General features: G+C 54.6%; 20 protein-coding genes and 4 pseudogenes. 21 read left to right on the forward strand and 3 right to left on the reverse strand.

The features are described from left to right. Positions 1 to 453 precede the first annotated feature (453 nt). The gene (locus AC2FLG_RS03805; RefSeq protein ID WP_058281578.1) at positions 454 to 1,548 is read right to left on the reverse strand and encodes a tyrosine-type recombinase/integrase; all 1,095 of its coding nucleotides are present in this window, start codon (positions 1,546 to 1,548) and stop codon (positions 454 to 456) included. Positions 1,549 to 1,901: 353 nt separating this feature from the next. On the opposite strand from AC2FLG_RS03805, the gene AC2FLG_RS03810 reads away from it, so the two are divergent. The 6 genes and pseudogenes from AC2FLG_RS03810 to AC2FLG_RS03835 all read left to right on the forward strand — a co-directional run. Then, complete coding sequence (locus AC2FLG_RS03810; RefSeq protein ID WP_131726293.1) at positions 1,902 to 2,336, forward strand: helix-turn-helix domain-containing protein; 435 nt, start codon at positions 1,902 to 1,904, stop codon at positions 2,334 to 2,336. Further along, entirely contained in the window at positions 2,336 to 2,923 is a 588-nt protein-coding gene (locus AC2FLG_RS03815) for a hypothetical protein (protein WP_058281576.1), read from the forward strand. Before AC2FLG_RS03810 ends, AC2FLG_RS03815 begins: the two co-directional genes overlap by 1 nt. A gap of 573 nt (positions 2,924 to 3,496) precedes the next feature. Beyond that, a pseudogene (locus tag AC2FLG_RS03820) lies at positions 3,497 to 3,751 on the forward strand (IS110 family transposase); the annotation flags it as partial. Next, positions 3,745 to 3,831: pseudogene (locus AC2FLG_RS03825) on the forward strand (RidA family protein); the annotation flags it as partial. The pseudogenes AC2FLG_RS03820 and AC2FLG_RS03825, both read left to right, overlap by 7 nt. 4 nt (positions 3,832 to 3,835) lie before the next feature. Then, positions 3,836 to 3,922, forward strand: a complete 87-nt coding sequence (gene mobC, locus AC2FLG_RS03830) for a plasmid mobilization relaxosome protein MobC (RefSeq protein ID WP_367575553.1) — start codon at positions 3,836 to 3,838, stop codon at positions 3,920 to 3,922. A gap of 125 nt (positions 3,923 to 4,047) precedes the next feature. Continuing rightward, positions 4,048 to 4,347: pseudogene (locus AC2FLG_RS03835) on the forward strand (IS3 family transposase); the annotation flags it as partial. Positions 4,348 to 4,408: 61 nt separating this feature from the next. On the opposite strand, the gene AC2FLG_RS03840 reads toward AC2FLG_RS03835, so the two are convergent. After that, the gene (locus tag AC2FLG_RS03840) at positions 4,409 to 4,834 is read right to left on the reverse strand and encodes an Lrp/AsnC family transcriptional regulator (RefSeq protein ID WP_496676975.1); all 426 of its coding nucleotides are present in this window, start codon (positions 4,832 to 4,834) and stop codon (positions 4,409 to 4,411) included. A gap of 113 nt (positions 4,835 to 4,947) precedes the next feature. On the opposite strand from AC2FLG_RS03840, the gene AC2FLG_RS03845 reads away from it, so the two are divergent. The 8 genes and pseudogenes from AC2FLG_RS03845 (at position 4,948) to AC2FLG_RS03880 (ending at position 12,980) form a co-directional block, all read left to right on the forward strand. Then, positions 4,948 to 6,120, forward strand: a complete 1,173-nt coding sequence (locus AC2FLG_RS03845; protein ID WP_496676978.1) for a pyridoxal phosphate-dependent aminotransferase — start codon at positions 4,948 to 4,950, stop codon at positions 6,118 to 6,120. Positions 6,121 to 6,145: 25 nt separating this feature from the next. Next, on the forward strand, positions 6,146 to 6,892 hold the full coding sequence (locus AC2FLG_RS03850; RefSeq protein ID WP_106607289.1) for an SDR family oxidoreductase: 747 nt from the start codon (positions 6,146 to 6,148) through the stop codon (positions 6,890 to 6,892). Between the two features lie 12 nt (positions 6,893 to 6,904). Then, positions 6,905 to 7,747 carry a fumarylacetoacetate hydrolase family protein gene (locus tag AC2FLG_RS03855; protein ID WP_106607288.1) on the forward strand — a complete coding sequence of 281 codons (843 nt, stop codon included), beginning with the start codon at positions 6,905 to 6,907 and terminating at the stop codon, positions 7,745 to 7,747. A 169-nt stretch (positions 7,748 to 7,916) separates the two neighbouring features. Continuing rightward, a complete protein-coding gene (locus AC2FLG_RS03860) occupies positions 7,917 to 8,645 on the forward strand; it encodes an SDR family NAD(P)-dependent oxidoreductase (RefSeq protein WP_106607586.1) in 729 nt (242 codons plus the stop codon). A gap of 33 nt (positions 8,646 to 8,678) precedes the next feature. Further along, positions 8,679 to 9,344: an RraA family protein gene (locus tag AC2FLG_RS03865; protein ID WP_106607287.1), complete on the forward strand. Its 666-nt coding sequence runs from the start codon at positions 8,679 to 8,681 to the stop codon at positions 9,342 to 9,344. 38 nt (positions 9,345 to 9,382) lie between these two features. Next, positions 9,383 to 10,531 carry a fumarylacetoacetate hydrolase family protein gene (locus tag AC2FLG_RS03870; RefSeq protein ID WP_106607286.1) on the forward strand — a complete coding sequence of 383 codons (1,149 nt, stop codon included), beginning with the start codon at positions 9,383 to 9,385 and terminating at the stop codon, positions 10,529 to 10,531. Between the two features lie 12 nt (positions 10,532 to 10,543). After that, entirely contained in the window at positions 10,544 to 12,049 is a 1,506-nt protein-coding gene (locus tag AC2FLG_RS03875; protein ID WP_496705071.1) for an aldehyde dehydrogenase (NADP(+)), read from the forward strand. A gap of 18 nt (positions 12,050 to 12,067) precedes the next feature. Beyond that, positions 12,068 to 12,980 (forward strand): annotated as a pseudogene (locus AC2FLG_RS03880) (dihydrodipicolinate synthase family protein). Between the two features lie 219 nt (positions 12,981 to 13,199). Here the strand turns inward: AC2FLG_RS03880 and AC2FLG_RS03885 are convergent. Further along, positions 13,200 to 14,210 carry a LacI family DNA-binding transcriptional regulator gene (locus tag AC2FLG_RS03885; protein WP_106607283.1) on the reverse strand — a complete coding sequence of 337 codons (1,011 nt, stop codon included), beginning with the start codon at positions 14,208 to 14,210 and terminating at the stop codon, positions 13,200 to 13,202. A 197-nt stretch (positions 14,211 to 14,407) separates the two neighbouring features. Here AC2FLG_RS03885 and dctP point away from each other — a divergent pair, with 197 nt between their 5' ends. The 7 genes from dctP to AC2FLG_RS03920 all read left to right on the forward strand — a co-directional run bounded on the left by dctP (position 14,408) and on the right by AC2FLG_RS03920 (position 22,000). Continuing rightward, complete coding sequence (gene dctP, locus AC2FLG_RS03890) at positions 14,408 to 15,409, forward strand: TRAP transporter substrate-binding protein DctP (RefSeq protein WP_496676989.1); 1,002 nt, start codon at positions 14,408 to 14,410, stop codon at positions 15,407 to 15,409. Positions 15,410 to 15,490: 81 nt separating this feature from the next. Then, complete coding sequence (locus AC2FLG_RS03895; protein WP_496676992.1) at positions 15,491 to 16,078, forward strand: TRAP transporter small permease; 588 nt, start codon at positions 15,491 to 15,493, stop codon at positions 16,076 to 16,078. Beyond that, on the forward strand, positions 16,072 to 17,364 hold the full coding sequence (locus AC2FLG_RS03900; RefSeq protein ID WP_496676995.1) for a TRAP transporter large permease: 1,293 nt from the start codon (positions 16,072 to 16,074) through the stop codon (positions 17,362 to 17,364). Before AC2FLG_RS03895 ends, AC2FLG_RS03900 begins: the two co-directional genes overlap by 7 nt. A 148-nt stretch (positions 17,365 to 17,512) precedes the next feature. Then, positions 17,513 to 18,778, forward strand: a complete 1,266-nt coding sequence (locus AC2FLG_RS03905; RefSeq protein ID WP_496676997.1) for an FAD-dependent oxidoreductase — start codon at positions 17,513 to 17,515, stop codon at positions 18,776 to 18,778. Between the two features lie 31 nt (positions 18,779 to 18,809). After that, positions 18,810 to 19,958, forward strand: a complete 1,149-nt coding sequence (locus tag AC2FLG_RS03910; RefSeq protein WP_496677000.1) for a mandelate racemase/muconate lactonizing enzyme family protein — start codon at positions 18,810 to 18,812, stop codon at positions 19,956 to 19,958. Continuing rightward, the gene (locus AC2FLG_RS03915; RefSeq protein WP_496705072.1) at positions 19,955 to 20,869 is read left to right on the forward strand and encodes a dihydrodipicolinate synthase family protein; all 915 of its coding nucleotides are present in this window, start codon (positions 19,955 to 19,957) and stop codon (positions 20,867 to 20,869) included. Before AC2FLG_RS03910 ends, AC2FLG_RS03915 begins: the two co-directional genes overlap by 4 nt. Before the next feature lie 30 nt (positions 20,870 to 20,899). Then, positions 20,900 to 22,000: an Ldh family oxidoreductase gene (locus AC2FLG_RS03920; RefSeq protein WP_496677006.1), complete on the forward strand. Its 1,101-nt coding sequence runs from the start codon at positions 20,900 to 20,902 to the stop codon at positions 21,998 to 22,000. The last annotated feature ends 209 nt before the right edge of the window (positions 22,001 to 22,209 follow it).

Below are 22,209 nucleotides of genomic sequence, written 5' to 3' on the forward strand. Positions count from 1 at the left end.
TTGCAATTTGATACAATTTATCTTGCCCCGACGCGCCTCCGGCGACGATCGTTGTCTGAACTTTTCCTGATGGCGCGACAGAGGTTTCTAGAGGCTCGCAGGGCCTCATTCCTTGCGCCGAGCCGTTTCAACGCTTCATTGTAGGCCAACCAGTTCGTCATTTTGACTTCGTGGGGTAAAGCTGTTCATACCACACAGCTATCACCTTGGATTCATGCAGTGAATCCTCAAACCAATTTGTGCGAAAAAGTAGGTTACTTGGTCAAACAGCAAAAAATCTCTGCAGTTGAAACCTTGCTTTATTGGTCGGAGTGAGAGGATTCGAACCTCCGACCCCTGCCTCCCGAAGGAACGGGCCTGACTTTAACCCATTGTAATTATTGTAATGTACTATCATTTCACTGTTCCTTTGTTCACGTTTGTACCGATCTATATCCGGAAATGATCTGGATATCAGATTGCATCCGCCGCTCCTCTCTGGTGATCAGGGTGATGATGCCCATAGTTCTTCTCAAGCGTTTCGTGGGTCATACCCAGGAAGCCGCAGGCGTCCCACTTGGGCGCCCCCTTTTGCATTAGCCAGGTCGCACAGGTGTGCCGCAGAGTGTGTGGAACGACTTTTCGGTCCCCCTCGGTCTCCAAGCCTGCCGCCACAACGGCAGTCCTAAATGCGCGTTTGACGTTCTGCAGTGACTTGCCGCGATGGGTGACTACGAATTCGTCTACCGGAAACCGCCTTCGTCGGCATAGCAGGTGCTTCTTCAGACGCGCAGGCAGCCTAGAACTCGGGCGTTCCTTTTTCGTGCGGCGCCGTCCAACGGGGTTCCAGTAGATGATGTTGCTATGAAAATCGATATCAGACCAGCGCAAGGATAGGATCGCCTCCTTTCGCTGGCCGGTCAGCAATCCGATCCTAAGAAACAGAGTCAGGTGCTCAGTCTTTGACTCGGTCGGCACGCCATCCTCCAGAGGCGTATCGAAGCTCCGCGATACCCGGATTAGCCTTAGCGCTTCATCACATGTCAGGAATCGGATACGACCCTCGGGTTTCGGAGGTAGTCGGACCGTTATTTTGCGCGTGATTAGCTGATCTTCCTCGGCACGCCGGATAGCAGTGGAGAGCAAACTGAGCTCCCTTCGCAAGGTGCCGTCCTTCAGCCCCTTGTCTCGACGGCTCTTCCGGCGTTTCTGGCAGTATTCTTTAATGAGCACATCGTTGATATCGCCCACGGCATAGCCATCAAAAAACCTGATGATTGGCTTTGCTGCATTGGCCAAACGCTCCGGGTCAGTAACGTCGTCAAATCGCTTCGCCAGATAGTGCGAAACTGCGTCAGTCACATAGAATTCGTGTGGCTCGACCGCGCGATCCGGCCTGAAGCGCCTTAGCTTCCATTCTGCGAAGTAGAGTTCAGCCTGGTCGCGATCCCCAGTGCCAGTCGAGTGCTCACGGCTGCGTCCCCCTTCGGTCCAGTAGATGTACCAATTGCCATCGGCGAGGCGTTTTCGGTCGCGTGCAAGGCGGGGCGGGGTCGGTTTGCGGGGCATGCTTTCACCGTAAATTGATCGAGGTATCGTTCCCACGCACCATTGGGAATCTTGGGGTTTCGTCGGCCTGGGGCTGTATAAATATGATCCAGCATGTCTTCGCGGATTAGATAGCGAACGTTTGAAACGGGGATGCCCACTCGTTCAGCTAATTCCCTTGGTGTCTCGAGAATTTTTTGCAATTTCAACTCCTCAATGACTGCACACATATCGAGGCAAAATTTTCGTTTTGCGTTCAGATCGAAACAAAACTACGATAATGCTACCTAAAACGAACTAAATGCCTCTATGAGCGGTTACATTGAATAGAGATAACCATAATCGTGGTCAATGCAACCACAAAAAGGTACATCATGACTGTTCCTGACCTAGGGGTGCGCCTTGCGGCTGTCCGAACCGAGGCGCGTCTGTCACAAGAAGAAATGGCGCAACGACTTAGCATCAGTCGAAGTGCATATCAGTACTATGAACGTGGCCAACGCGACCTAACCGCCACCCTACTTCTGAAGGTTTATGAAGAATTCGATGTCGATCCGCTCTGGATGCTCGAAGGGGACACTGCTGAAGGCAAAAGCCGCCGACATTCGGAAATGGCGCATGCCTATCGTAAACTTGGAATCGCAGTTGAGCACAGAATAATTAATCGCGGCCTTGTTGTAGCACCCGAAAAGAAATGGGACGCTATAGATTTTCTTTTCAAAGAAGCTCTGAGCCCCGAAACGATTGAGGGCCTTAACCAAGTGCCCGATATAGCCAGAATTGACACCATCTTAAGGTTAGTCGCTTGATGTTAGAGAACGAAGTTTTGCGAAAAGCCGAGCAATTGAGGCCGCGCAAAGTGGGCGTGTTGGGCAAGGTAGATAGCATCCTAGAAGAGACCCAACTTGATGCACCGTACCAACCTGGAAGCTCCAACGGAGTTAGGCCGACTAGAGGTTGCCCGAATGCCACGGAATGTGAGGCCTGCGGAGGGATTGAGTATCTTTCTAGAGAGTTTTGTCGTTGCGGCCATTATTTACGTGGCCAACTAGAAGACGAGTACTTGTCATGGGTGCGTAGGCTGGAGCATGAGGTTGAAGAAATATCTACGGATTATTTGCAGAAGCAGAAGAAGTTGAAAAAAGGTTTGATGCTTACAATTCTTCTTCTCACCCCTCCGATAGCCGTTCAAGTTACCAGCCCAGATCTACTAGGGCTTTTCGCGTACCTTTGGATACTAGCCGGGCTTGTTGTTGTGTGTATTCTTGCGTTTATAGAAGCAAGACTTGCGCGCCCAACCAATGATGCTACTGAATTTCTGCAAAACTCCTCTCTCCAAGTCTATCTGGAACACAGAAATCTAATCTTGAACTCAAGTCCGGATGCTTCTGGATAGACTGGTTCCCTCAAAAGTATGATGGAAGCATGAGTTTTAGTTCTATCGATTTATTTGCAGACTGCTGCGGCCTTTCGCTCGGGCTTAGGATTTGCATTCCCTGGAACTTGTACTTCAACATTTGGTTGCAGCGCGTGTTTGTCCTGTTAGGATCATTGAAAATAAGAGATTTTTTCAGGCTAATATTCAGCGCCTCGACAGGCTCGTTGAGCCCGTTCCTGCCGTTTAGCGAGAGTCGGTCTTTCGCATATGCGGTAGGTCAAAAACCGCACATTCCGGACGTTCAAATTCCAGTGTCGGATGGCAAGGCTGCGGACTCTCCAGACATTGGCCTTTGGGCATGTTGCTGACGCAGCATCCGTTTGCATCTGCGGCACGTTCGATGTGGCAGCGCAGCGCAAATCACCGAAGCAGCCGCTCGACAGCGCGGATTTGGCTGAGACCGAAACTGTAGTTTCGCCGCAGCCTGGTCTGACAACTCAGACGCGGATGGGGTGGATGGCGCCTGCAGCCAACCGTCGCGCTTTGCGGCATACTGTAGAAGTCATCTTCTGACAGGAAAGGAACCCCACCATGGAAGTTACAACAGTTGGACTGGATCTTGGTAAGGACGTCTTCCAAGCTCACGGCATCACCGCAGACGGGGCGATTGTTTTCAATCGAACAATTCGACGCAAGCAGTTGCTTAAGTTCTTCGAGAAATTGCCGAGTTGCCTTGTCGGGAAAGAAGCCTGCGGGTCGGCCCATCACTGGGCGCGCGAGCTGACCGAAATTGGTCATGATGTGCGGCTCATGCCTGCGGCCTATGTCAAACCGTATGTCACGCGCCAGCCCGTGCCTGCGGCGAAGCCAAGCTAGCCCGTGCAGAACTTGGGGTCGAGTTTATAGTGGACGCGGCCTACGATTGATCTGTTGCGGGTTTCGGCTTCGCTCAATCGCACCGGCAACAACGTCAACCAGATTGCGCGGCGCTTGAACGAGGCGAGCGGTGTGCTGTAAGCGAAGTGCTGCGATTTTGTAGATTGGCGCACCTGTCATCAGATTGGGACCTTCTCAATCTGATGACAGGAGGTTCCGATGGTGGAACATTATGTACCCGCGCTGCGCAAGTGCTTTCTCGAAGACATGCGGACCGCGGGGCTCAATACCTGTCGATCAAGTATTCCGAGCGCCTTGACGAGGCGAAGGTCGGTGCCTCGGTCGGCAGTAGCGGGGACAGTTACGATAACGCCCTCTACAAGGCTGAGGTCATCGAACACGAAGGCCCGTGGAGTGGCAAGAAAGACGTGGAAATGGCAACCCTCAATTGGGTCAATTGGTGCAACGAAAAGCGCCTCTTCGGCCCGCTCGGGTATATCTCACCCGCACCAGCAGAAAGGAACTTCTACAACGCAGATTGCGCGGCTAAGATCGCCGTAGAATGACAAACTCAAACGTCTCCGGTAAACTCGGTCTGGTTCAGTAACCATAGAAGCCGGTAGTCGTTTAGAACTCTTTGGAGAGAGCCATGATCGTCTCGGTACGCTTGACACCATCGATTTTATAGATCTGCTCCAGCACGAGATTCAGACGCGGCTTTTCGATGGGATTGATGAGCAGCGCGAAGTCGTGGTCTCCTACGATTCTTAGACAACTTGCAACCTCTGGCATGGTCGCAAATTCGCGTGCTGCTGCTTCCCCCTTGCTGCGGATTTCCATGTTTATCAGTACAATTGCCCCTATGCCGCCTGTTTCAACGGTCGAAGGTTCCTTGATTGTGTAGCCAAGAATCTGCTGAGTTTGCTCCAGTCTTGAAAGCCTTGCCTGCACCGCAGTGCGCGAACGGCCAACCTTCCTCGAAAGATCGGTGACGGGCACACGCGAGTCCCTGCGCAGCGCTTCAAGTATTTGCTCGTCGATCTTATCACGCATTGATATCCAAGCCCGTCCCAAATTGCAGATTGCCTAGTGTATAGGCATATTGCCTATGATTTCAATCGATTTAACAATCGACAGGACGGGCCGTTTTGACTGACATCTTCGTTATGGACAACGCAACACTATTGAACTCGATTTCGTCCCGTGCGCGGGCTTTGGAAGCCTCCAAGATCCGCGAGGTTGCAGAGCTTGGCATGAAGCAAGACGGCGTGTTGCCGCTCTGGTTCGGTGAAGGCGCCTGGCCGACCAATTCACTGATTGTGGACGCTGCAATTGCCGCGCTCAAGGCTGGCAATCATATGTACCAGCCGAACAATGGCGCGATGGCGCTGCGGCAAGCGATTTGTGCTTATAGCAACGAACTTCTGGGCAGCCGTCTGAAACCGGCTCAGGTCACAGTCACCCCTTCCGGAATGCAAGGCCTCATGCTGACGGCTGAATTTCTTGTGACTCCCGGCGACCGGGTTATCGCAGTGGAGCCGGGCTGGCCCAATATCATCGGTGCTTTCAAGGCGACCGGTGCAGAGATTGCGAGCGTGGCAATCGTGCCGAAGGGCGGTCATTGGGCGCTCGACGTGGAAGAGCTGATCGCGGCGCTGACACCGGGCACCAAAGCGGTGGTGATTAACTCGCCCAACAACCCCACCGGCTGGACCATGTCGGCCGAGGAGCAGCGTCTGGTGTTGGAGCATTGCCGCCGGCACGGCATCTGGATCGTTGCCGATGACGTTTATTCCCGGCTCTACCGCCATGGGCGTCACGCGCCCTCATTCCTGTCGATTGCAGAGCCTGAGGATCAGCTGATCTCTGTGAACTCGTTTTCAAAATGCTGGTCGATGACCGGATGGCGGCTTGGCTGGATCGTGGCTCCCGCCGCGTTCGAGGGGAAGCTGGGTCAGTTGACCGAGTTCAACACGTCCTGCACAGCCGGCTTTGTCCAGGAGGCGGGTATTGCAGCCCTGCGCGGCGGCGAAGAGGAAATTGCCAGCCTGTTGAGCAAAATCCAGGCAGGGTATGAAATCACGGCAGAACGCCTCAACGCTTTTTCGCGGGTGGAGTTCATTGAGCCTGATGGTGCTTTCTACTGCTTCTTCCGAGTTGACGGGCTGACTGACAGCTTCGCTGCGGCTGGTGAAATCCTTGAGCAGACCAAGGTCGGGCTAGCGCCGGGCGTGGCGTTCGGTCCGCAGGGAGAAGGTTATTTGCGGCTCTGCTACGCGCAGCCGGCAGAAGTGCTGGAAGAGGCCTTCAAGCGGCTCGAGCCGTTCCTCTCGAAGTGATGCCTCAATATCGGGGAGGAAAGACATGACGTATCAACTCAGCCTTGAGGGTAAAACCGCGCTGATTACTGCCGCTGGGCAGGGTATCGGGCGTGCCAGCGCCGAGGCCTTTGCCCAGGCTGGCGCCTCGGTCATTGCCACAGACATCAATGAGACTTCGCTAGCTGAGCTCAATGCGATTGACGGCATTACCGCATGGAAACTGGATGCAACCGATCCCGAAGACATCAAGCGGGTACTGCCTGAAGCTGGTAGGCTGGATGTGCTGTTCAATTGCGCTGGATTTGTCCATACCGGCAGCATCCTGGATAGCACCGAGGAAGATTGGGACTTTGCCTTCGATCTGAATGCCAAGGCCATGTACCGCCTGTGTAAGGCAGTCCTTCCGGGCATGCTTGAACAGGGCAAGGGGTCGATCATCAACATGTCCTCGGTGGCATCCTCCTTGAAGGGCGTTCCAAACCGCTTTGTTTATTGCGCGTCCAAGGCAGCGGTCATCGGCATGACCAAGGCGATCGCTGCTGACTACGTAACCCAAGGCATCCGTTGCAATGCGATCTGCCCTGGCACCGTAGATAGCCCATCGCTGCACGACCGGTTGCGGGCCACGGGCGATTACGAGGCGGCGCGGGAGCAATTCATCGCGCGCCAGCCTATGGGGCGCGTTGGCGATGCAGACGAAATTGCAGCGCTTGCAGTTTACCTTGCCTCGGATGCCAGCGGATTCACCACGGGCCAGGCCCATATCATCGACGGCGGCTGGGCCCTCTGAACGGAGACTATCATGAAACTTTTGCGTTATGGCCCGAAAGGGCACGAAAAACCCGGTATCGTCGACGCTGACGGTGTTGTCCGCGATCTGTCCGGCTTGGTGGATGACATTGCCGGTGAGGTTCTGACGGATCAAGGCCTGGCCGGCATTGCCGAAGCTGACCTGTCGTCGCTGCCTGCCGTTGAGGTCGACCGTTATGGGCCCTGCGTCGGCGGTGTTGGCAAGTTCATCTGTATTGGGCTCAATTACTCCGACCATGCCGAGGAAAGTGGGCTGGAGGTGCCGCCGGAGCCGGTGATCTTTGCCAAGGCGACTTCGGCAATTTGCGGTCCCAACGACACGGTAGAAATCCCCCGCGGCTCGAAGGCCACCGACTGGGAAGTTGAACTGGGCGTCGTAATTGGCAAAGAGGCAAAATATGTCGATGAGGCAGAAGCTCTCGAACATGTTGCGGGCTACTGCGTGATCAACGACATTTCCGAACGTGATTTCCAGAACAAGCGCGCAGGGCAGTGGACCAAGGGCAAATCTGCCGACACGTTCGGTCCTATTGGACCTTGGCTGGTGACCCGCGACGAGGTTTCTGACCCGCAGAATCTGCCGATGTATCTGGAAGTGAACGGAGAGCGCCGCCAGGACGGAAGCACGAACACAATGGTGTTCGGGGTGGCTCACATCGTCTCTTACCTGTCACAGTTCATGAGCCTGCAGCCAGGCGACATCATCTCCACCGGCACACCTCCGGGTGTGGGCATGGGGATCAAGCCTGAGCCCGTATACCTTAAGGCGGGCGACAAGATGGAACTCGGCATCGAAGGCCTGGGCGTGCAGCGCCAGGACGTTGTGCAGTGCTGACCTTCTCCCCGGCGCCAGGCCGTTCACCCCATTGGCGCTGTTCCTGGGCCAGCTATATTGGTTGCCCGGTCCATCTTTTCCCGAGGCCTACATCCATATCGGTCTCAAAAGGCAAGCCCAGTGAATGAAGGCTGCCTGTAGCCGTGATTTTCATCAGGAGGACAAAGTGATGGAAAACCAAGTTGCAATCGTAACCGGCGGTGCGCAGGGAATAGGCCTGGCTGCGGCTCGGCTTCTGATCGAAAAAGGTGCGAAGGTCGTCAGCTGGGACATTGATGCAAGCAACGGGGACGCAATGGCTGCTCTGGGCGGCAATGCTTTCGCGGTGGACTGCGATATCACCGATCTGTCTTCGGTGGAAGCGGCCTACAAGCGTACTTGCGAGGCAGCGGGAATTCCTTCGATTTTGATCAACAGTGCTGGGATCGCAGGTCCCAACGAACCGCTGGACACCTACGATCCCGAAGCTTGGCGCAAGATCATCGACATTAACCTGAACGGCACATTCTATGTGAACCGCGTCTGCGTTCCTGGAATGCGAGAGCAAGGCTATGGACGCATCCTGAATGTCGCGTCCATCGCAGGCAAAGACGGCAATCCTAATGCTTCCGCCTATTCGGCTTCCAAGGCCGCGGTGATCGGCTTGACTAAGTCCTTGGGCAAGGAACTGGCTGGCTACGATATTGCAGTAAACTGCGTGACGCCGGCTGCGGCCCGGACCCGGATTTTCGACCAGATGAGCCAGGAGCACATTGACTATATGCTTTCCAAAATCCCTCGTGGCCGGTTCCTGGAAGTCGAAGAGGCCGCGAAGATGATCGTTTGGGCGGTTTCACCTGAAAACTCCTTCACCACTGGAGCTGTATTCGATCTGTCTGGCGGCCGGGCCACCTACTAACTCTTGTAAATTAAGTCACTTGGAGGAAAACCCATGACAGATAATGACAAAAAAGCCGCTCTCACCGAACGCCTTGCAAAATGCTACAGCGGTGCAGTTTATGACGCCCTGCGCGAGAGAGGGATAGACAATACTGTTCTGCCCAAAGACATCCGGCCGATTGACGATACTCATGTTCTTGCTGGTCCCGTTTTCACAATTTCAGGAACACCAAAACCTGGGATTAGTGCTGATGATGCTCTGCTGGCTTGGACGGGTTTCCTTTCAACAGCGCCGTCTGGCCATGTCGTAGTTTGCAATGGCCACACTGACGACATCGCGATGATGGGGGAACTGTCTGCCGAGACGCTCCAGATGCGCGGTGTGCGCGGATATGTGACCAATGGCGGGTGTCGGGACAGCAATTTCATTCGTAACATCGGTTTCCCCGTTTTCCATCGCTTCTACACCGCCCGCGATGTGGTGGGCGCATGGTCGGTCGACAAAATGGAAGTCCCTGTGCAGATCGGTGACGTTGTCGTTAAGCCCGGGGATTTTCTGATTGCCGACATTGATGGGGCCATCCTTATCCCAGGTGAAATCGCAGAAGAGATCGTGGTTGAGGTCGAGGAAGTGATGAACACCGAGAACAAGGTCCGCTCGGCTATCCGTAGCGGGACGGATCCGAAAGAAGCCTACCTGACCTACGGGCGCTTCTGAGCGGTCAAACTGGCGTAACAGCACTTGGAGATACGAATATGCATATCGGTTTGCCTGACCAGGGCTGTTTTGTTTTGCGGGTCTGGAATCCAGCGGTTTCAGGGCCTTCGGTTTGCCACTTGCGCGACGGATGCATTGTCGATGTGACCTCGCGTGAAGTGGCAACAGTACGCGACCTGCTTGAGCAGGACGATCCGGCGGGCTGGATCAAGTCTGCCTCAGGCGAAGCAGTTTGCACGCTGGGCGAGCTCGAGGAGAGTTCCGTCGAACGGCCTGATCCTAAATTACCCTATTTTCTGGCGCCCTGCGATCTGCAGCCAGTTAAAGCATGTGGCGTGACCTTTGTATCCTCAATGTTGGAGCGGGTGATTGAAGAGCAGGCACTCGGTGATCCTACCAAGGCCAAGGTGATCCGCGGGCGCTGCGAGACTATTTTAGGCGATAGCCTGACCGGGATTGTTCCCGGGTCAGACCAAGCAATTCAATTGAAGAACGCGCTTCTCGCCGAGGAAGCCTGGTCGCAATACCTTGAAGTCGGAATTGGCCCGGATGCAGAAGTTTTCTCCAAGGCTCAAGCGCTGTCTTCGGTTGGCTGGGGTGCAAGCGTCGGCCTGCATCCAATGTCGCGCTGGAATAACCCGGAACCGGAGGTGGTTCTGGCGATAAACAGCCGGGGTGAGGTCAAGGGTGCCACGCTCGGCAACGACGTGAACCTTCGCGATGTCGAAGGCCGCTCGGCGCTGCTGCTTGGAAAGGCAAAAGACAACAATGCTGCCAGCTCGGTAGGACCTGCCATTCGCCTCTTTGATGGAACCTATTCGATCGCGGATGTGCGTAAAGCGGAACTTGATTTGCGGGTTACCGGGGAGGATGGCTTTGTGATGGACGGTCACAGCACAATGGCCGAGATCAGCCGCGACCCGCTTGACCTGGTTGGGCAGGCTTATGGTGCGCACCACCAGTATCCCGATGGTTTCATGCTGATGATGGGAACCCTTTTCGCTCCAACCCAGGACCGTGATCACCCCGGGGGTGGTTTCACGCACAAAATGGGCGACGTCGTGACCATTTCAAACTCTGATCTGGGTGCTTTGGTCAATACCGTGCGCCTTTCTACCGAATGCCCGCCCTGGGACTTCGCAGCCTCGCATCTGATGCGCAATTTGGCCCGCCGTGGCCTGCTCTGAACGGAGACACTCATGCTAAACGGAAAACATCTGATTGCCGGCGAATGGCTAGGCAGCGCCAGCACTTTTTCATCACAGCCTGCTCACGGCTCCGCCCATAGCTTTGCTGTCGGAACGGTGGATCTTGTCGGACGTGCCTGTGAGGCGGCTGAAGAGGCTTTCTGGTCCTATGGCTACTCTGGCGTGGAAAAACGTGCGGCGTTCCTGCACCGGATTGCGGATGAAATTGACGCCCTTGGAGATGAAATCACTGAGATCGGAAGCCAGGAGACAGGTTTGCCCGAGGCTCGCTTGACCGGTGAGCGCGGTCGGACTGTCGGCCAGCTGCGCTTGTTCGCAGAGCATATCCTGAAAGGCGATTATCTGGACCGTCGCCATGACAGCGCCTTGCCTGACCGGCAGCCGCTGCCGCGGCCTGAGCTGTATATGGTTCAGCGGCCCATTGGCCCGGTTGCGGTCTTTGGTGCTTCGAATTTTCCACTGGCCTTCTCGACCGCAGGGGGTGACACCGCAGCAGCATTGGCCGCAGGCTGCCCTGTAGTGGTCAAAGGCCACTCAGCGCACCCGGGAACGGGGGAGCTGGTGGCTCAAGCCATCGACAAGGCCGTGAAGGCGATGGATCTGCACCCTGGCGTGTTCAACCTGATCCAAGGAGGCAAGCGGAACGTAGGAGCTGCGCTGGTTCAGCATCCATTGGTTAGGGCGGTTGGCTTTACCGGTTCGCTGGGTGGCGGGCGGGCCCTGTTCGATCTGTGCGCATCCCGCGAAGAGCCTATCCCGTTCTTTGGCGAACTTGGCTCAGTCAATCCGATGTTCCTGCTGCCACGATCTCTCTCCTCCCGTGCTGAGGCAATGGGCGAGGGCTGGTCCGGCTCCTTGACTATGGGAGCCGGCCAGTTCTGCACCAATCCAGGGATTGCCGTCGTGCAGTCGGGCGCAGATGCCGAACGTTTTGTTGCGGCAGCTACCAAGGCATTGGAGCAGGTTGGCGCGCAGACAATGCTGACTGACGGGATCGCCGCAGCCTATCGCGATGGGCGCGACCGGATCCGCGCCAATTCCAGCGTGCAGGGAATCCTCACCACCACCTGCGTCCTGCGCAATGCAACGCCGTACCTTTTCCGCGTCACTGCGCGTGAGTGGTTGGCAAATGATGCGTTGGCCGAGGAAGTCTTCGGTCCGCTGGGCCTGGTTGTCGAAGCAGAAGATGCGGCCGAAATGACTGCTGTTGCGAAGGGACTTAAAGGGCAGCTGACCTGCACCGTCCATATGAGTGAAGACGACACCGCCCAGGCGCAGGCCTTGATGCCAATCCTTGAGCGCAAGGCGGGGCGAGTTTTGGTCAACGGCTTTCCGACCGGCGTCGAAGTATCTGACACGATGGTCCATGGCGGCCCCTATCCGGCCTCGACAAATTTTGGTGCGACCTCGGTGGGTACTCTGTCGATCCGACGTTTCCTTCGGCCTGTATGCTTCCAAAACATGCCAGAGGCACTGCTGCCTCAAGATCTGAAATGAACGTCCAAGGATAATATTATGGCTAAAATGTACAAAGGCATCTGGCCGGTTGCCCCGACCCCTTTTCATGACGATGGAACACTCGACCTTGAGGGTATGAAGCGCGTGCTCGACTTCATGATCGATGCGGGCGTCGATGGCATCTGCATCCTTGCGAAATACTCCGAGCAGTTTGTGCTGTCTGATGAAGAGCGCGAAGTGCTGACTCGATTGTCGCTGGAACATGTGGCGCACCGGGTGCCGGTGATCGTGACTGTCAGCCACTTCGCAACCCAGATTGCGGTGGAGCGCGCGCGTCTCGCGAAATCGCTTGGCGCCAGCATGGTGATGCTGATGCCCCCTATCACGGGACAACGCTGCGGGGGACGCCGGAGCAAATTTTTCAGCAGTTTGAAGCGGTCGGCGAGGTGGGCATCCCGATCATGGTGCAGGATGCGCCGATGGCCGGCAATGATCTGACTGTGCCGCTTCTGGTCAGGATGGCCCGCGAAATCGAGATGGTGAAGCTCTTTAAGATCGAGTGCATTCCGGCAACCGGTAAGCTGCGCGAGCTTATTGCTGCAGGCGGTGACGCGATTCAAGGCCCCTTCGACGGTGAAGAAGGTATCACATTGATGGCCGACTTGGATGCCGGAGCTACTGGCACCATGACCTCTGCCACAATTCCCGACAAGATCAAGCCCATTCTGGCTTTGCACGCCGAAGGCAACCGCGAAGGTGCATCCGAAGTCTACCGTCAGGTGCTGCCGGTGATCAACTTCGAAAACCGCCAGTGCCTTTGGCGCGCCTCAAAGGCCGCGATGATGGAGGGGGGGTGATCAATTCCGACTGCTGCCGCCACCCGATTGCACCGTTGCATCCTGAGACCCTTGCGGGGCTCTTGGATATTCTTCGGCCGATTGATCCGCTCGTCCTGTCCTGGGGCAAGTGAAGTAAGACTGGGCGGTTGCATCGTTGAACCAAAAACATAGGCCGCAACTGCCCCGCTCGGCCAACTATGGCATGATGAGAACAGTTCTTGGATTGGTGCCTTGCGGGAGGAGCCGGTGATTTTCACGTTCGCGACATAGGCCGCTCCCACATTCTTCTCAACCCAACGAGACCGTATACTGCACTTGGTCGAAATCAATACGATAGAACGCGACATACTTTAACGATGTGAGCTAACGCTATCAGTCAGGATCAATTCTGTCGGGACGAGAGTGAGTTTAGTTGGCGCTGTCGGATCCGAGATACGGCTTAGCAGATGTTGAATGACAACTCTCCCCATCTCTTGCAGATCAATGCTTGTCGTACTCAGCGGCGGATTGGTGTGTTGCAACTCATCGATCCCCTCGTTCGCGATCAACGAGAAATCTTCTCCGATTTTTTTTCCCAACCTCTGCAAACCGGCTTTCAGTCCAAGGGTGACGATAGCATTATATCCGATGGCAGCAGTCGGCGGATCTTCGACATCCAGAATTCTCGCCGCTGCTTCGTATCCCTGAGCACGAACAGGGCGGCATTCGAAAACAAGCGCACGATCGAACTCTTGACCCGCTTCGTCAAATGCTTGCCTGATGCCTTTCATGCGACGGTTAAATGGGGAAATATTGACTGTGCCGCCAACAGCGGCAATGCGTCTGTGACCAAGGTTAAGCAGATGTTTTGCCGCCGTGTAACCCGCAAGTGTCTCATCAGCCACGACTGAATCGATGGGATAGCCACTGATCTCTCGCGAGACACACACTATTGGGGGGCTGAATTTCTTCATCTCTTCCAGGTCGGTCGCCTGAGTTCCAATCGCAGGAACCAGGACGATGCCATCTGCATTGTACTCAGACATTTTCCTGATGAATTCGGATTGTCTCTCCACTTTTTCATCCGTATTGCACAGGAAGACCGTTTTTCCTACTTTGGCAAGTTCACCTTCAATCGCTCCCAGAATCTCGCTGAAGGACGGGTCGGACACGTTGTTAAGCACGATACCCACCGTGTCGGTCTTTGACTTCCTCAATCCTGCCGCGGAACGCTGATAGACATAGCCAGATTCGCGCAGCGCTTCTTTGACCCTGGCGCGCGTCTGGTCCGAGATTCGGCTGTTTTCCTTCATCGCCAAAGAAACAGTTGCAGTGGAAAGTCCTAACTGTTTTGCGATTTGACTAAGGGTCGGCTTCTGCATTCTTATTATTTTTCCTATGGTTATGGTTGCCTAGGGTAGTAATTTCCAACGTTCTTTCGGGCAAGTTGCCCATGAGAAGTCAGAGTTAATCGATTTAATTTGATTTGTAAAAGTTAATCGATTAACTTGAAGCGGCACCGACGGAAAGCAGTTTACGCATTCCGGAGCGCAAGCGCAGTTTCAACGGGAGGAAAACTATGAAACTCGGAAAATATGCATTCGGCATAATCTCGGGTCTGGCGTTGTCAGGCCTACTTGCAACAACAGCCCTCGCCGACACGGTCAGGCTGAAATTGGCCGGGACCTATCCAGTCAACCACTTCGGCCATGAGATTGTCGAAAACATGATCAAAGAGATTGAAGACGCAGACGTAGGCGTGAAAATCTCCTATTTCCCGGCCTCACAGTTGGGATCCGGCGAAGAACTGATCGAGGATGCCATTCGCGGCAATATCGACCTTGTACAAGCGTTCATCTACGCTCAGGCCGATCCTCGGCTGGAAGTCATGAACCTGCCAGGGTTGGTGACGACTTTTGACGAATTGAAAGCGGTCTACGGCAACCCGGACTCCAAGTTTAACCAGATCCTGGCCGGGATCATGGACGACCTGGGGCTGGTCTATCTTGCCAATACCGGCGAAGGGTTGGTCGGTATTGTCGCGAACGAAAAACCTACCGATTATGCCGGTTTCGGTGATAAGGGCGTGAACATCCGCGTCTGGAGTTCAGAGGTCGCCAAAAAGACCACCGAAAGCCTCGGGTATCGGACGACAACGATGAACTGGGCGGAGGTTCTGCCAGCGCTTCAATCTGGCGTCATCGACGGAGCGATCTGCTGTACGCCGGAATGGGCCTATTCGACCTTCGCGGCCGCCGGCGTGGGGAAATACTTTATTCCCGTGAACACGGCTATCGAAGCGTCATCATTCTATGCCAGTGGCAAGTCCTGGGAGAAGTTGAACCAGGAACAGCGCGACGTTATCCGGGCTGCCGCCGAGAGAGCCGCCAACGTTGCGATCAACACATCCTGGGACCGCAATCAAGGCTTCGTCGAAAAGCTGAAGGAAGCTGGCTGGGAAATTCTTGAGTACAGCCCTGAAGAGCGCGCTGCGATGGTTGCCCACATCCAGGAAAACGTCTGGCCGGAACTGGCGGACGTGGTTGGGCAGGACCTTATCGACGAGCTGACCGCCAAGTAACCAAGATTTTCTTTGGTTGCTCATTAATTGGGGATGCCGTGATTGTCTGGCATCCCCCTCTTAACGGGGAGTGAACTTTCGATGGTACTATTTGAAGATGCATTGCCACCCGGTCTGAGCCGGTTCGTTCGGCTGATGGTTTGGATCAAGTCGGTCCTGGTGAGCGTCGCTCTACCGATACTGCCGATCACATTCTTTTTCGTTGTGCTGTTTCGCTATGTTCTGGAACGCGATCTTTTTGCCTACGAAGAATGGCTCATGCCGATCTGCTTCTGGATCTTCTTCTTGGGCAGTGCGCTTGGCACTTACTACGACAAGCAGATCAATGCTGATCTTCTTGATACAGTCACCGAAAATTCAACACTGCTGTGGCTTCGCAAGCTCGTGATCCAGATCATCGAGTTGTCGATAACGCTGGTACTTGTTTACTGGGCCTGGCTGATGATTGCGGATGAGATCGCGGCATATCCTGGATGGAAAACCACCATCGCCCTGAAGATTCCGTTTATTGTTCCACGCTTTGGAATTTTCGTGGGGTTCGTGTTCATGGCGTTCTACAGCGCCTTGTCGATCTTCCTGATGCTGCGCGTGGGCCCCGATCGATATGCCGAGGCCATGGAGAATGCGCGACGGGCAGAGCCCGATGAGGAGGAGGTTGTGACATGGTAATCCTCATCGCCATAATCCTTATCTGCGTTCTGCTGGCAATCGGCGTCTCGGTTCCATTGGCCTTTGGCGGTGTGCTGATCCTTCTGGCCTATACCGGAGGGTACGATGTCTCTGGGTTCTTCGCGACGGGCCACTGGAAGATGAATTCAGTTATCCTGCTGGCCATTCCTCTTTTCATCATGGCTGGCGATATTATGCAGCGGGGCAAAATTGCAAAACCGATCGTTGAGATTGCCGAGCTCATGTTCGGCCATCTCCGCGGCGGGCTAAGTGCTGCCTCGGTCGTGGCCAGTGCGATGTTCGGCGCAATCTCGGGCAGTGGTGCGGCCACATTGACTTGCATCGGTTCGATCATCATGCCGCATCTGCGCAAGGCACGGTATCCCGCAGGCATTTCCGGCGCATTGGTGATCTGTGCAAGCCCCTTAGGCCTATTGATCCCGCCAAGCGGCGCGCAGTTGCTCTATGCCTGGGTCGGTCAGTTGAACGTTCTTGAATGTTTCCTCGCAACGGTCGTACCAGGGCTGATCCTTACGACCCTGTTGATCATCGTGAATTTCGTGATCCTTCGGAAGGATACCGAAATTCAGGTTACCGAAGTTCCGGACCGTTTCTTCCGTGCACTTGCTGGTAAAACAGCCATCGCAACACCGGCGATCCTGATGCCACTGATCATTCTGGGCGGCATTTATGGTGGCATCATGACGCCCACCGAAGCCGCTGGCGTCGCCGTAATTTATGCCATTCCGGTGGGCTTCTTCGTCTACCGCGGCCTGACACTCAAAACCTTCTATGAAAGTATGAAACACTCGGCGATCACGATCGGCGTGGTCATGGTCATGATCTTCACAGTCTTAATCGCCAGCCGCTTCCTGATTTTCGAAGATATTCCCGGTCTCGCCGAGGATCTGATCTATTCCATTTCAGATAACCCAATAATGATTTTCCTGATGCTCAATCTGGTCATGCTTCTGATTGGTATGCTGATGGACGATATCAGCGGAATCATCCTGAGCGCATCGCTTCTGCTACCCATCGCTGTTGGAGCTGGAATGGATCCAATCCACTTTGCCGCAGTTCTTGGTGTTAATCTTGGCATGGGCAACATCACGCCGCCAACGGCACCGCTTCTGTATCTCGGATCGCAAGTGACAGACGTGCCGGTCCGACAACTGATCTGGCCGACACTGATTTTCATCGTGTTTGCTTGGCTGCCAACTTTGCTGATCACCACATTTATCCCTGGGATCGCTCTTTGGTTGCCGAACATGTTCTTCGGCTCCTAGCAACACGAAAACACCAGCCAGAATAGAAAGAAGTTGGTATGCAAAACTCTGTTCCTTCAAACCGGGCGACGGTTGTCGTGGCTGAAATTCTGGCTCCGAAAGCCAATTTTGATTTCGCTGCCCACGCTCATATCACGGACAAGTCGTGATGGCGGACGCGCTCATAATCGGCGGTGGGCTGATTGGCATCACAACGGCCCACCGATTGGCCAAACGCGGCTGCTCGGTCGTGCTGGTGGAGGCCAACGAGGATGTCGGTCTTGGTGCCAACTTTGCAAACGGTGCGATGCTGGTGCCTTCACAAACTATGCCATGGAATTCGCCAGGGATATTGTCCACGCTTTTGAGGTCAATCGTGACACAAAATTCCGCAGTGCGGATCAAGCCGAAAGCTATCCCGTCCCTGTTCAAATGGGGCCTGCAATTTCTCAAGAACTCAAAGCCGCATCTGCACGAACTCCATACGCGCCGATTGCTCGAACTGGCGCTCTTTTCCATGGATGTCTTTGAGGAATACTACAAAGGATACGCAGACCAATTCGAACCCAAAAAATGTGGCACCATCAAAATCTACCGCGACCAACCAGGTCTGGAAGCCCAGATCAGATCCAATCGTCACCTCAGTGAGGTTGGGCTAGATTGGGAGGCACTAACGCCTGATCAAACTGTTGAGGCTGAGCCGCACCTTCAAGCGCTGGCCCCGCAGCTGGCAGGCGGAATTCGTTTTTCCGCTGATGTGGTGGCGGAATCGCGAAAATTCTGTCAAATCCTCCGCGATGACCTCGTCGCTTCCGGTCAGATAATACATGTTAGTTGCCAAGCCAATGAACTGCTGATGTCAGGCGAAAAGGTCATCGGCGCGCGTACAACAATCGGAGATATTCGGGCGAAGAATACCATTCTGGCCCTTGGGGCCAATACAAGAAAATTGGCTGCAAACGACGCAAGATCAATCTTGGTGCGCCCCGTGAAAGGGTACTCGGTCACATACGATACAACCGGCGTCAACGACCTGCCTTCGTATCCCGTTATCGACGAAGGGATGCATGTCGGGATTGTTCCAATAAATGGCAAATTGCGCGCTGTTGGAATTGCCGAGTTCGCCGGGCATGACGACACTCTAAGCCCCAAAATAATCCGGCAACTCGATCGCCTGACCAAATCCGTTTACCCCAACCTTGCGCAGACGCTTGACGGCTGCAAGCGCGAGCCGTGGACTGGATTCCGCCCGATGAGTGCTGACGGTTTGCCCTATATCGGCGAAGCATCCAGCAAGGGGCTTTGGGTCAATACCGGGCACGGCCATCTGGGTTGGACCCTCGCCACCGGGTCGGCAGAGTTGCTTGCTGACCTCATCATGGGCAAGCCAACAGCCTTGGACGCATCCAGCTATGCAGTAACTCGATCACACTAGACAGAAGATAAACCTAATGGAAGACAAGGTCATGAAAATAAAAGATATTCGCCTCACACGGCTCTTTTCCAAGTTCAAGACGCCCTATGTCTGGGCCATGGGCAAGAATCTTGGTCAAACAACAATCCTGATTGAGGTCGAAACGGATGCGGGCGTCGTCGGCTACGGCGAAACCGCCCCGACGATGACGTCCCCAGAGGCGATCCATGCGCTCTTACTAACCGCTAAAACGGTCCTGATAGGGCAGCCCATCACTCAGATCACCGATTTGATGAAACAGCTCTTTACGCAAAATTTTGGACATCACTATGCCAGCCAATCTCATCCAAGAATAGGCAATTTTGCGTTTGCAGGTGTTGAATTGGCCCTTTGGGATGCACTTGGCAAATCGTTGGATCTGCCGGTTCATGCCCTGTTGGGTGGGAAGATCCATGACACGGTGAGTTTCATGGGGTTTGTCCAGGGAGACAGTACGGAAGAGGTTGCAGCACATGCCGGTCAGTTGGCGTCGGACGGCTTTGAAGTGATTTACCTCAAGGCCGGATACACCAACGATAAAGATATGGCCAATGTCGAAGCTGTCAGAAAGGCAATTGGCAACAAGCGACTTCGGATCGACCCGAATGAGGCCTGGGACTTGATGGAGGCCCAGGTGATGATCAATAAGCTCGCCAAGTATGATCTCGAGATGGTTGAACAGCCGGTGTCGGCGATTGCCGGCGTTCCGGCATTGAAGGCATTGAAACAATCCTGCTCAGTCCCAATTGCCGCCGACCAGTCCGTGTACACACTAGAGGAGGCTCACTCGATGTGCTCCAGCGGTGCGGCAAGCCTGCTGACTGTGGGTCTGCACGAAACTGGAGGTATTCTTGGGTTCCGCCGCGTCGCTGCGATAGCTCAGGTATTCGACATCAACGTGTGTATTCACGGTGTTTGGGAGACCGGAATTACCACCTGCGCCTCGATACAAGCTGCGTCGGGTGTTCCGAATTTGGATGATGGCAATCAGATCATGTGGCAGCTCCTGCAAGAGGACATCGTCGAAAGCCCGGATCTGACGCCAAATGCCGGGAAAATTCCGGTCATGTCCGCCCCTGGCCTTGGATTTACCCTGAACGAGGACGCCGTTGGTCGGGCCGCAGAAGCCTACGACAAGAAGAATGGTTTGGAGGTAACATGATAGCATTGCAAGACAATTCACCTGCGGTCGTATCGCCCGGCATTTATCCAATGCTCTATGCGTTCTTTGACGATCGCGGTGTATTGCGCCAGGATCCGTTTCGGCGTCAGGTGGATGCGGCTTTGGGCACCCAGGCTGCCGGAGTTGCGATTCTGGGGTTGGGTACGGAGGTCTCGAAGCTCTCATTCGATGAGCGCGTCGAGGTCCTTGAAGTCGTCGCGAAGCGCATTGATGGACGCAAGCCGCTCTTAGCGACCGTCTATGGCGATACGATCACCGAGCAGATTGAGTTTTCGAAGCGAGCAATTCAAAGCGGTGCGTCGGCGCTGATGCTCCAGCCTCCCTCGCAGAAAATGGACGATGCAAAGCTGGCGGGCTTCTTCTCCGAGATTATCTCGGCGGTCGATTGCCAGATTGGGGTCCAGAATGCGCCGGAGTTCCTTGGCTTCGGACTAAGCAACCAGAGCTTGATCGCGCTTGCGAATGACCACAAAAATTTCACCATCGCGAAACTGGAATGCAACGCCGTCGATCTTGAGTCTGTTGCGTCAGAGCTCGGGGATAGCGTGATGCTTTTCAATGGCCGCTGCGGACTGGAATTACCTGACAACCTGCGCGCGGGTGCCAGTGGGCTGATCCCGGCGATTGATACGGTAGATAAGACCAGCGAAATTTTCGCTGAATTCACTGCTGGGACCGAAGAGCGGGCCGATAAGCTATATGCCGATCTATTGCCGGTTCTCTGCTTTATCATGCAGGGAATTCCACATTTCCTGACCTATGGAAAGATGCTGGCCGCAGCGCGTTTGGGAATTGAGCTTGGCGGCAGTCGAGAACCCTCATTGCCAGCGACTGATTTCGGCGCAGCATGCATCCACCGGTTCTCGAAACACTTGGGACCGTTGAATTGAGATATTCCGCAACATCACCAGCCATGAACAATGGCCCAAACACCAAAAGAAGAAAGTCATGAAAAATACTGCGCTACACATTTCGATTTCGTTCCGTGCCCGGCTGAGGAGGCTTTTCTAATGACCGTCGTAAACCTATCGCTAAGTGAGATACATGATCTCGCACTAGAAGCATTCACCCAAAATGGATGCGACCCTCAAAACGCCGGGGCCCTGACCCGGACGGTTGTTGCTGCTGAGCGAGACGGGTCTCATTCCCACGGCTTGTTCAGGGTGCCCGGATATGTGGCATCCCTACGTAGTGGGAAGGTCAACGGCGCCGCCGATCCGCAGATTTCCAACAAATCACCTGTAATTGTTAACGCGAATGGCGACGATGGGTATGCCCCCTTGGCAATCGAGCGAGGTATTCCAGCGCTGGCGAAAGCAGCGAGTGAGTTCGGTATCGCAGCAATGACTCTTACCCACACGCATCATTTTGCCGCCCTTTGGCCAGAAGTTGAGGCATTGGCCGAACAAAATTTGGCAGGGATGGCTTGTGTAAGTTATATGCCAAATGTCGCACCACATGGTTCAAACAAGCCTTTATTTGGTACCAATCCGCTCGCTTTTGCCTGGCCACGGAAAAACAAACCACCATTTGTATTCGACATGGCAACTTCCGCAATGGCCGGCGGCGATGTAGCAATTGCCGCAAGAGATGGCCATTCGGTCCCCCTTGGAACCGGATTGGATGAAAATGGCAATGAAACCACCGATCCGGCAGCAATCTTGAAAGGCGTTTTGCTTCCCTTCGGAGGGCACAAGGGTTCTGCTATTGCAACGATGGTTGAACTCTTGGCGGCTGGTGCGACCGGTGAACGGTTTAGCTATGAAGCGCAAGATGCCGACAACGGTGATGGTGGCCCTCCCCGTGGGGGAGAGTTTTTCCTGGCATTTTCGCCATCACTACTGGCCGGTGAAGGTTGGGAGGGCCATTGCGAAGAGTTTTTCGAAAAATACGAGGCAATTCCGGGATCTCGTCTGCCGGGCGCAAGGCGCCACAACAACCGCAATGATACAACCAACCGTGCCATAGATGCGAAACTTGTCGCCACCATTCAAGAGCTTTGTAGTCGTCCCGATTCGTGAATCAGGCACAAGATCGCCATTTGGTTGCCTGAGTTGTCTTTTGGAGGGTGTCGCATTTGATCGCGTTTACCCGCCCGATACGCAAGTATCGGGCACGCGTCCGCCCACCCGGGCGAACGCCCAGCACTGTAAGCGATACTTGAACTGCGACTCCTATTGGCGTTGAAGGTGATTGACGAATTGGAAGTTAATCGATTAACTTATGAGCA

It is taken from the genome of Ruegeria sp. CDSA193, assembly GCF_059611885.1.

Excerpts from the sequence above, each read along its gene's own strand:
- AC2FLG_RS03850 (WP_106607289.1), top strand. The coding sequence starts at position 6,146 with ATGACGTATCAACTCAGCCTTGAGGGTAAAACCGCGCTGATTACTGCC.
- AC2FLG_RS03895 (WP_496676992.1), top strand. The coding sequence starts at position 15,491 with ATGGTACTATTTGAAGATGCATTGCCACCCGGTCTGAGCCGGTTCGTT.
- AC2FLG_RS03840 (WP_496676975.1), bottom strand. The coding sequence starts at position 4,834 with ATGCGTGATAAGATCGACGAGCAAATACTTGAAGCGCTGCGCAGGGAC.
- AC2FLG_RS03865 (WP_106607287.1), top strand. The coding sequence starts at position 8,679 with ATGACAGATAATGACAAAAAAGCCGCTCTCACCGAACGCCTTGCAAAA.
- AC2FLG_RS03915 (WP_496705072.1), top strand. The coding sequence starts at position 19,955 with ATGATAGCATTGCAAGACAATTCACCTGCGGTCGTATCGCCCGGCATT.
- dctP (WP_496676989.1), top strand. The coding sequence starts at position 14,408 with ATGAAACTCGGAAAATATGCATTCGGCATAATCTCGGGTCTGGCGTTG.
- AC2FLG_RS03900 (WP_496676995.1), top strand. The coding sequence starts at position 16,072 with ATGGTAATCCTCATCGCCATAATCCTTATCTGCGTTCTGCTGGCAATC.
- AC2FLG_RS03810 (WP_131726293.1), top strand. The coding sequence starts at position 1,902 with ATGACTGTTCCTGACCTAGGGGTGCGCCTTGCGGCTGTCCGAACCGAG.
- AC2FLG_RS03845 (WP_496676978.1), top strand. The coding sequence starts at position 4,948 with ATGGACAACGCAACACTATTGAACTCGATTTCGTCCCGTGCGCGGGCT.
- AC2FLG_RS03870 (WP_106607286.1), top strand. The coding sequence starts at position 9,383 with ATGCATATCGGTTTGCCTGACCAGGGCTGTTTTGTTTTGCGGGTCTGG.
- AC2FLG_RS03905 (WP_496676997.1), top strand. The coding sequence starts at position 17,513 with ATGGCGGACGCGCTCATAATCGGCGGTGGGCTGATTGGCATCACAACG.
- AC2FLG_RS03815 (WP_058281576.1), top strand. The coding sequence starts at position 2,336 with ATGTTAGAGAACGAAGTTTTGCGAAAAGCCGAGCAATTGAGGCCGCGC.
- AC2FLG_RS03910 (WP_496677000.1), top strand. The coding sequence starts at position 18,810 with ATGAAAATAAAAGATATTCGCCTCACACGGCTCTTTTCCAAGTTCAAG.
- AC2FLG_RS03855 (WP_106607288.1), top strand. The coding sequence starts at position 6,905 with ATGAAACTTTTGCGTTATGGCCCGAAAGGGCACGAAAAACCCGGTATC.
- AC2FLG_RS03805 (WP_058281578.1), bottom strand. The coding sequence starts at position 1,548 with ATGCCCCGCAAACCGACCCCGCCCCGCCTTGCACGCGACCGAAAACGC.
- AC2FLG_RS03860 (WP_106607586.1), top strand. The coding sequence starts at position 7,917 with ATGGAAAACCAAGTTGCAATCGTAACCGGCGGTGCGCAGGGAATAGGC.
- AC2FLG_RS03920 (WP_496677006.1), top strand. The coding sequence starts at position 20,900 with ATGGCCCAAACACCAAAAGAAGAAAGTCATGAAAAATACTGCGCTACA.
- AC2FLG_RS03875 (WP_496705071.1), top strand. The coding sequence starts at position 10,544 with ATGCTAAACGGAAAACATCTGATTGCCGGCGAATGGCTAGGCAGCGCC.
- AC2FLG_RS03885 (WP_106607283.1), bottom strand. The coding sequence starts at position 14,210 with ATGCAGAAGCCGACCCTTAGTCAAATCGCAAAACAGTTAGGACTTTCC.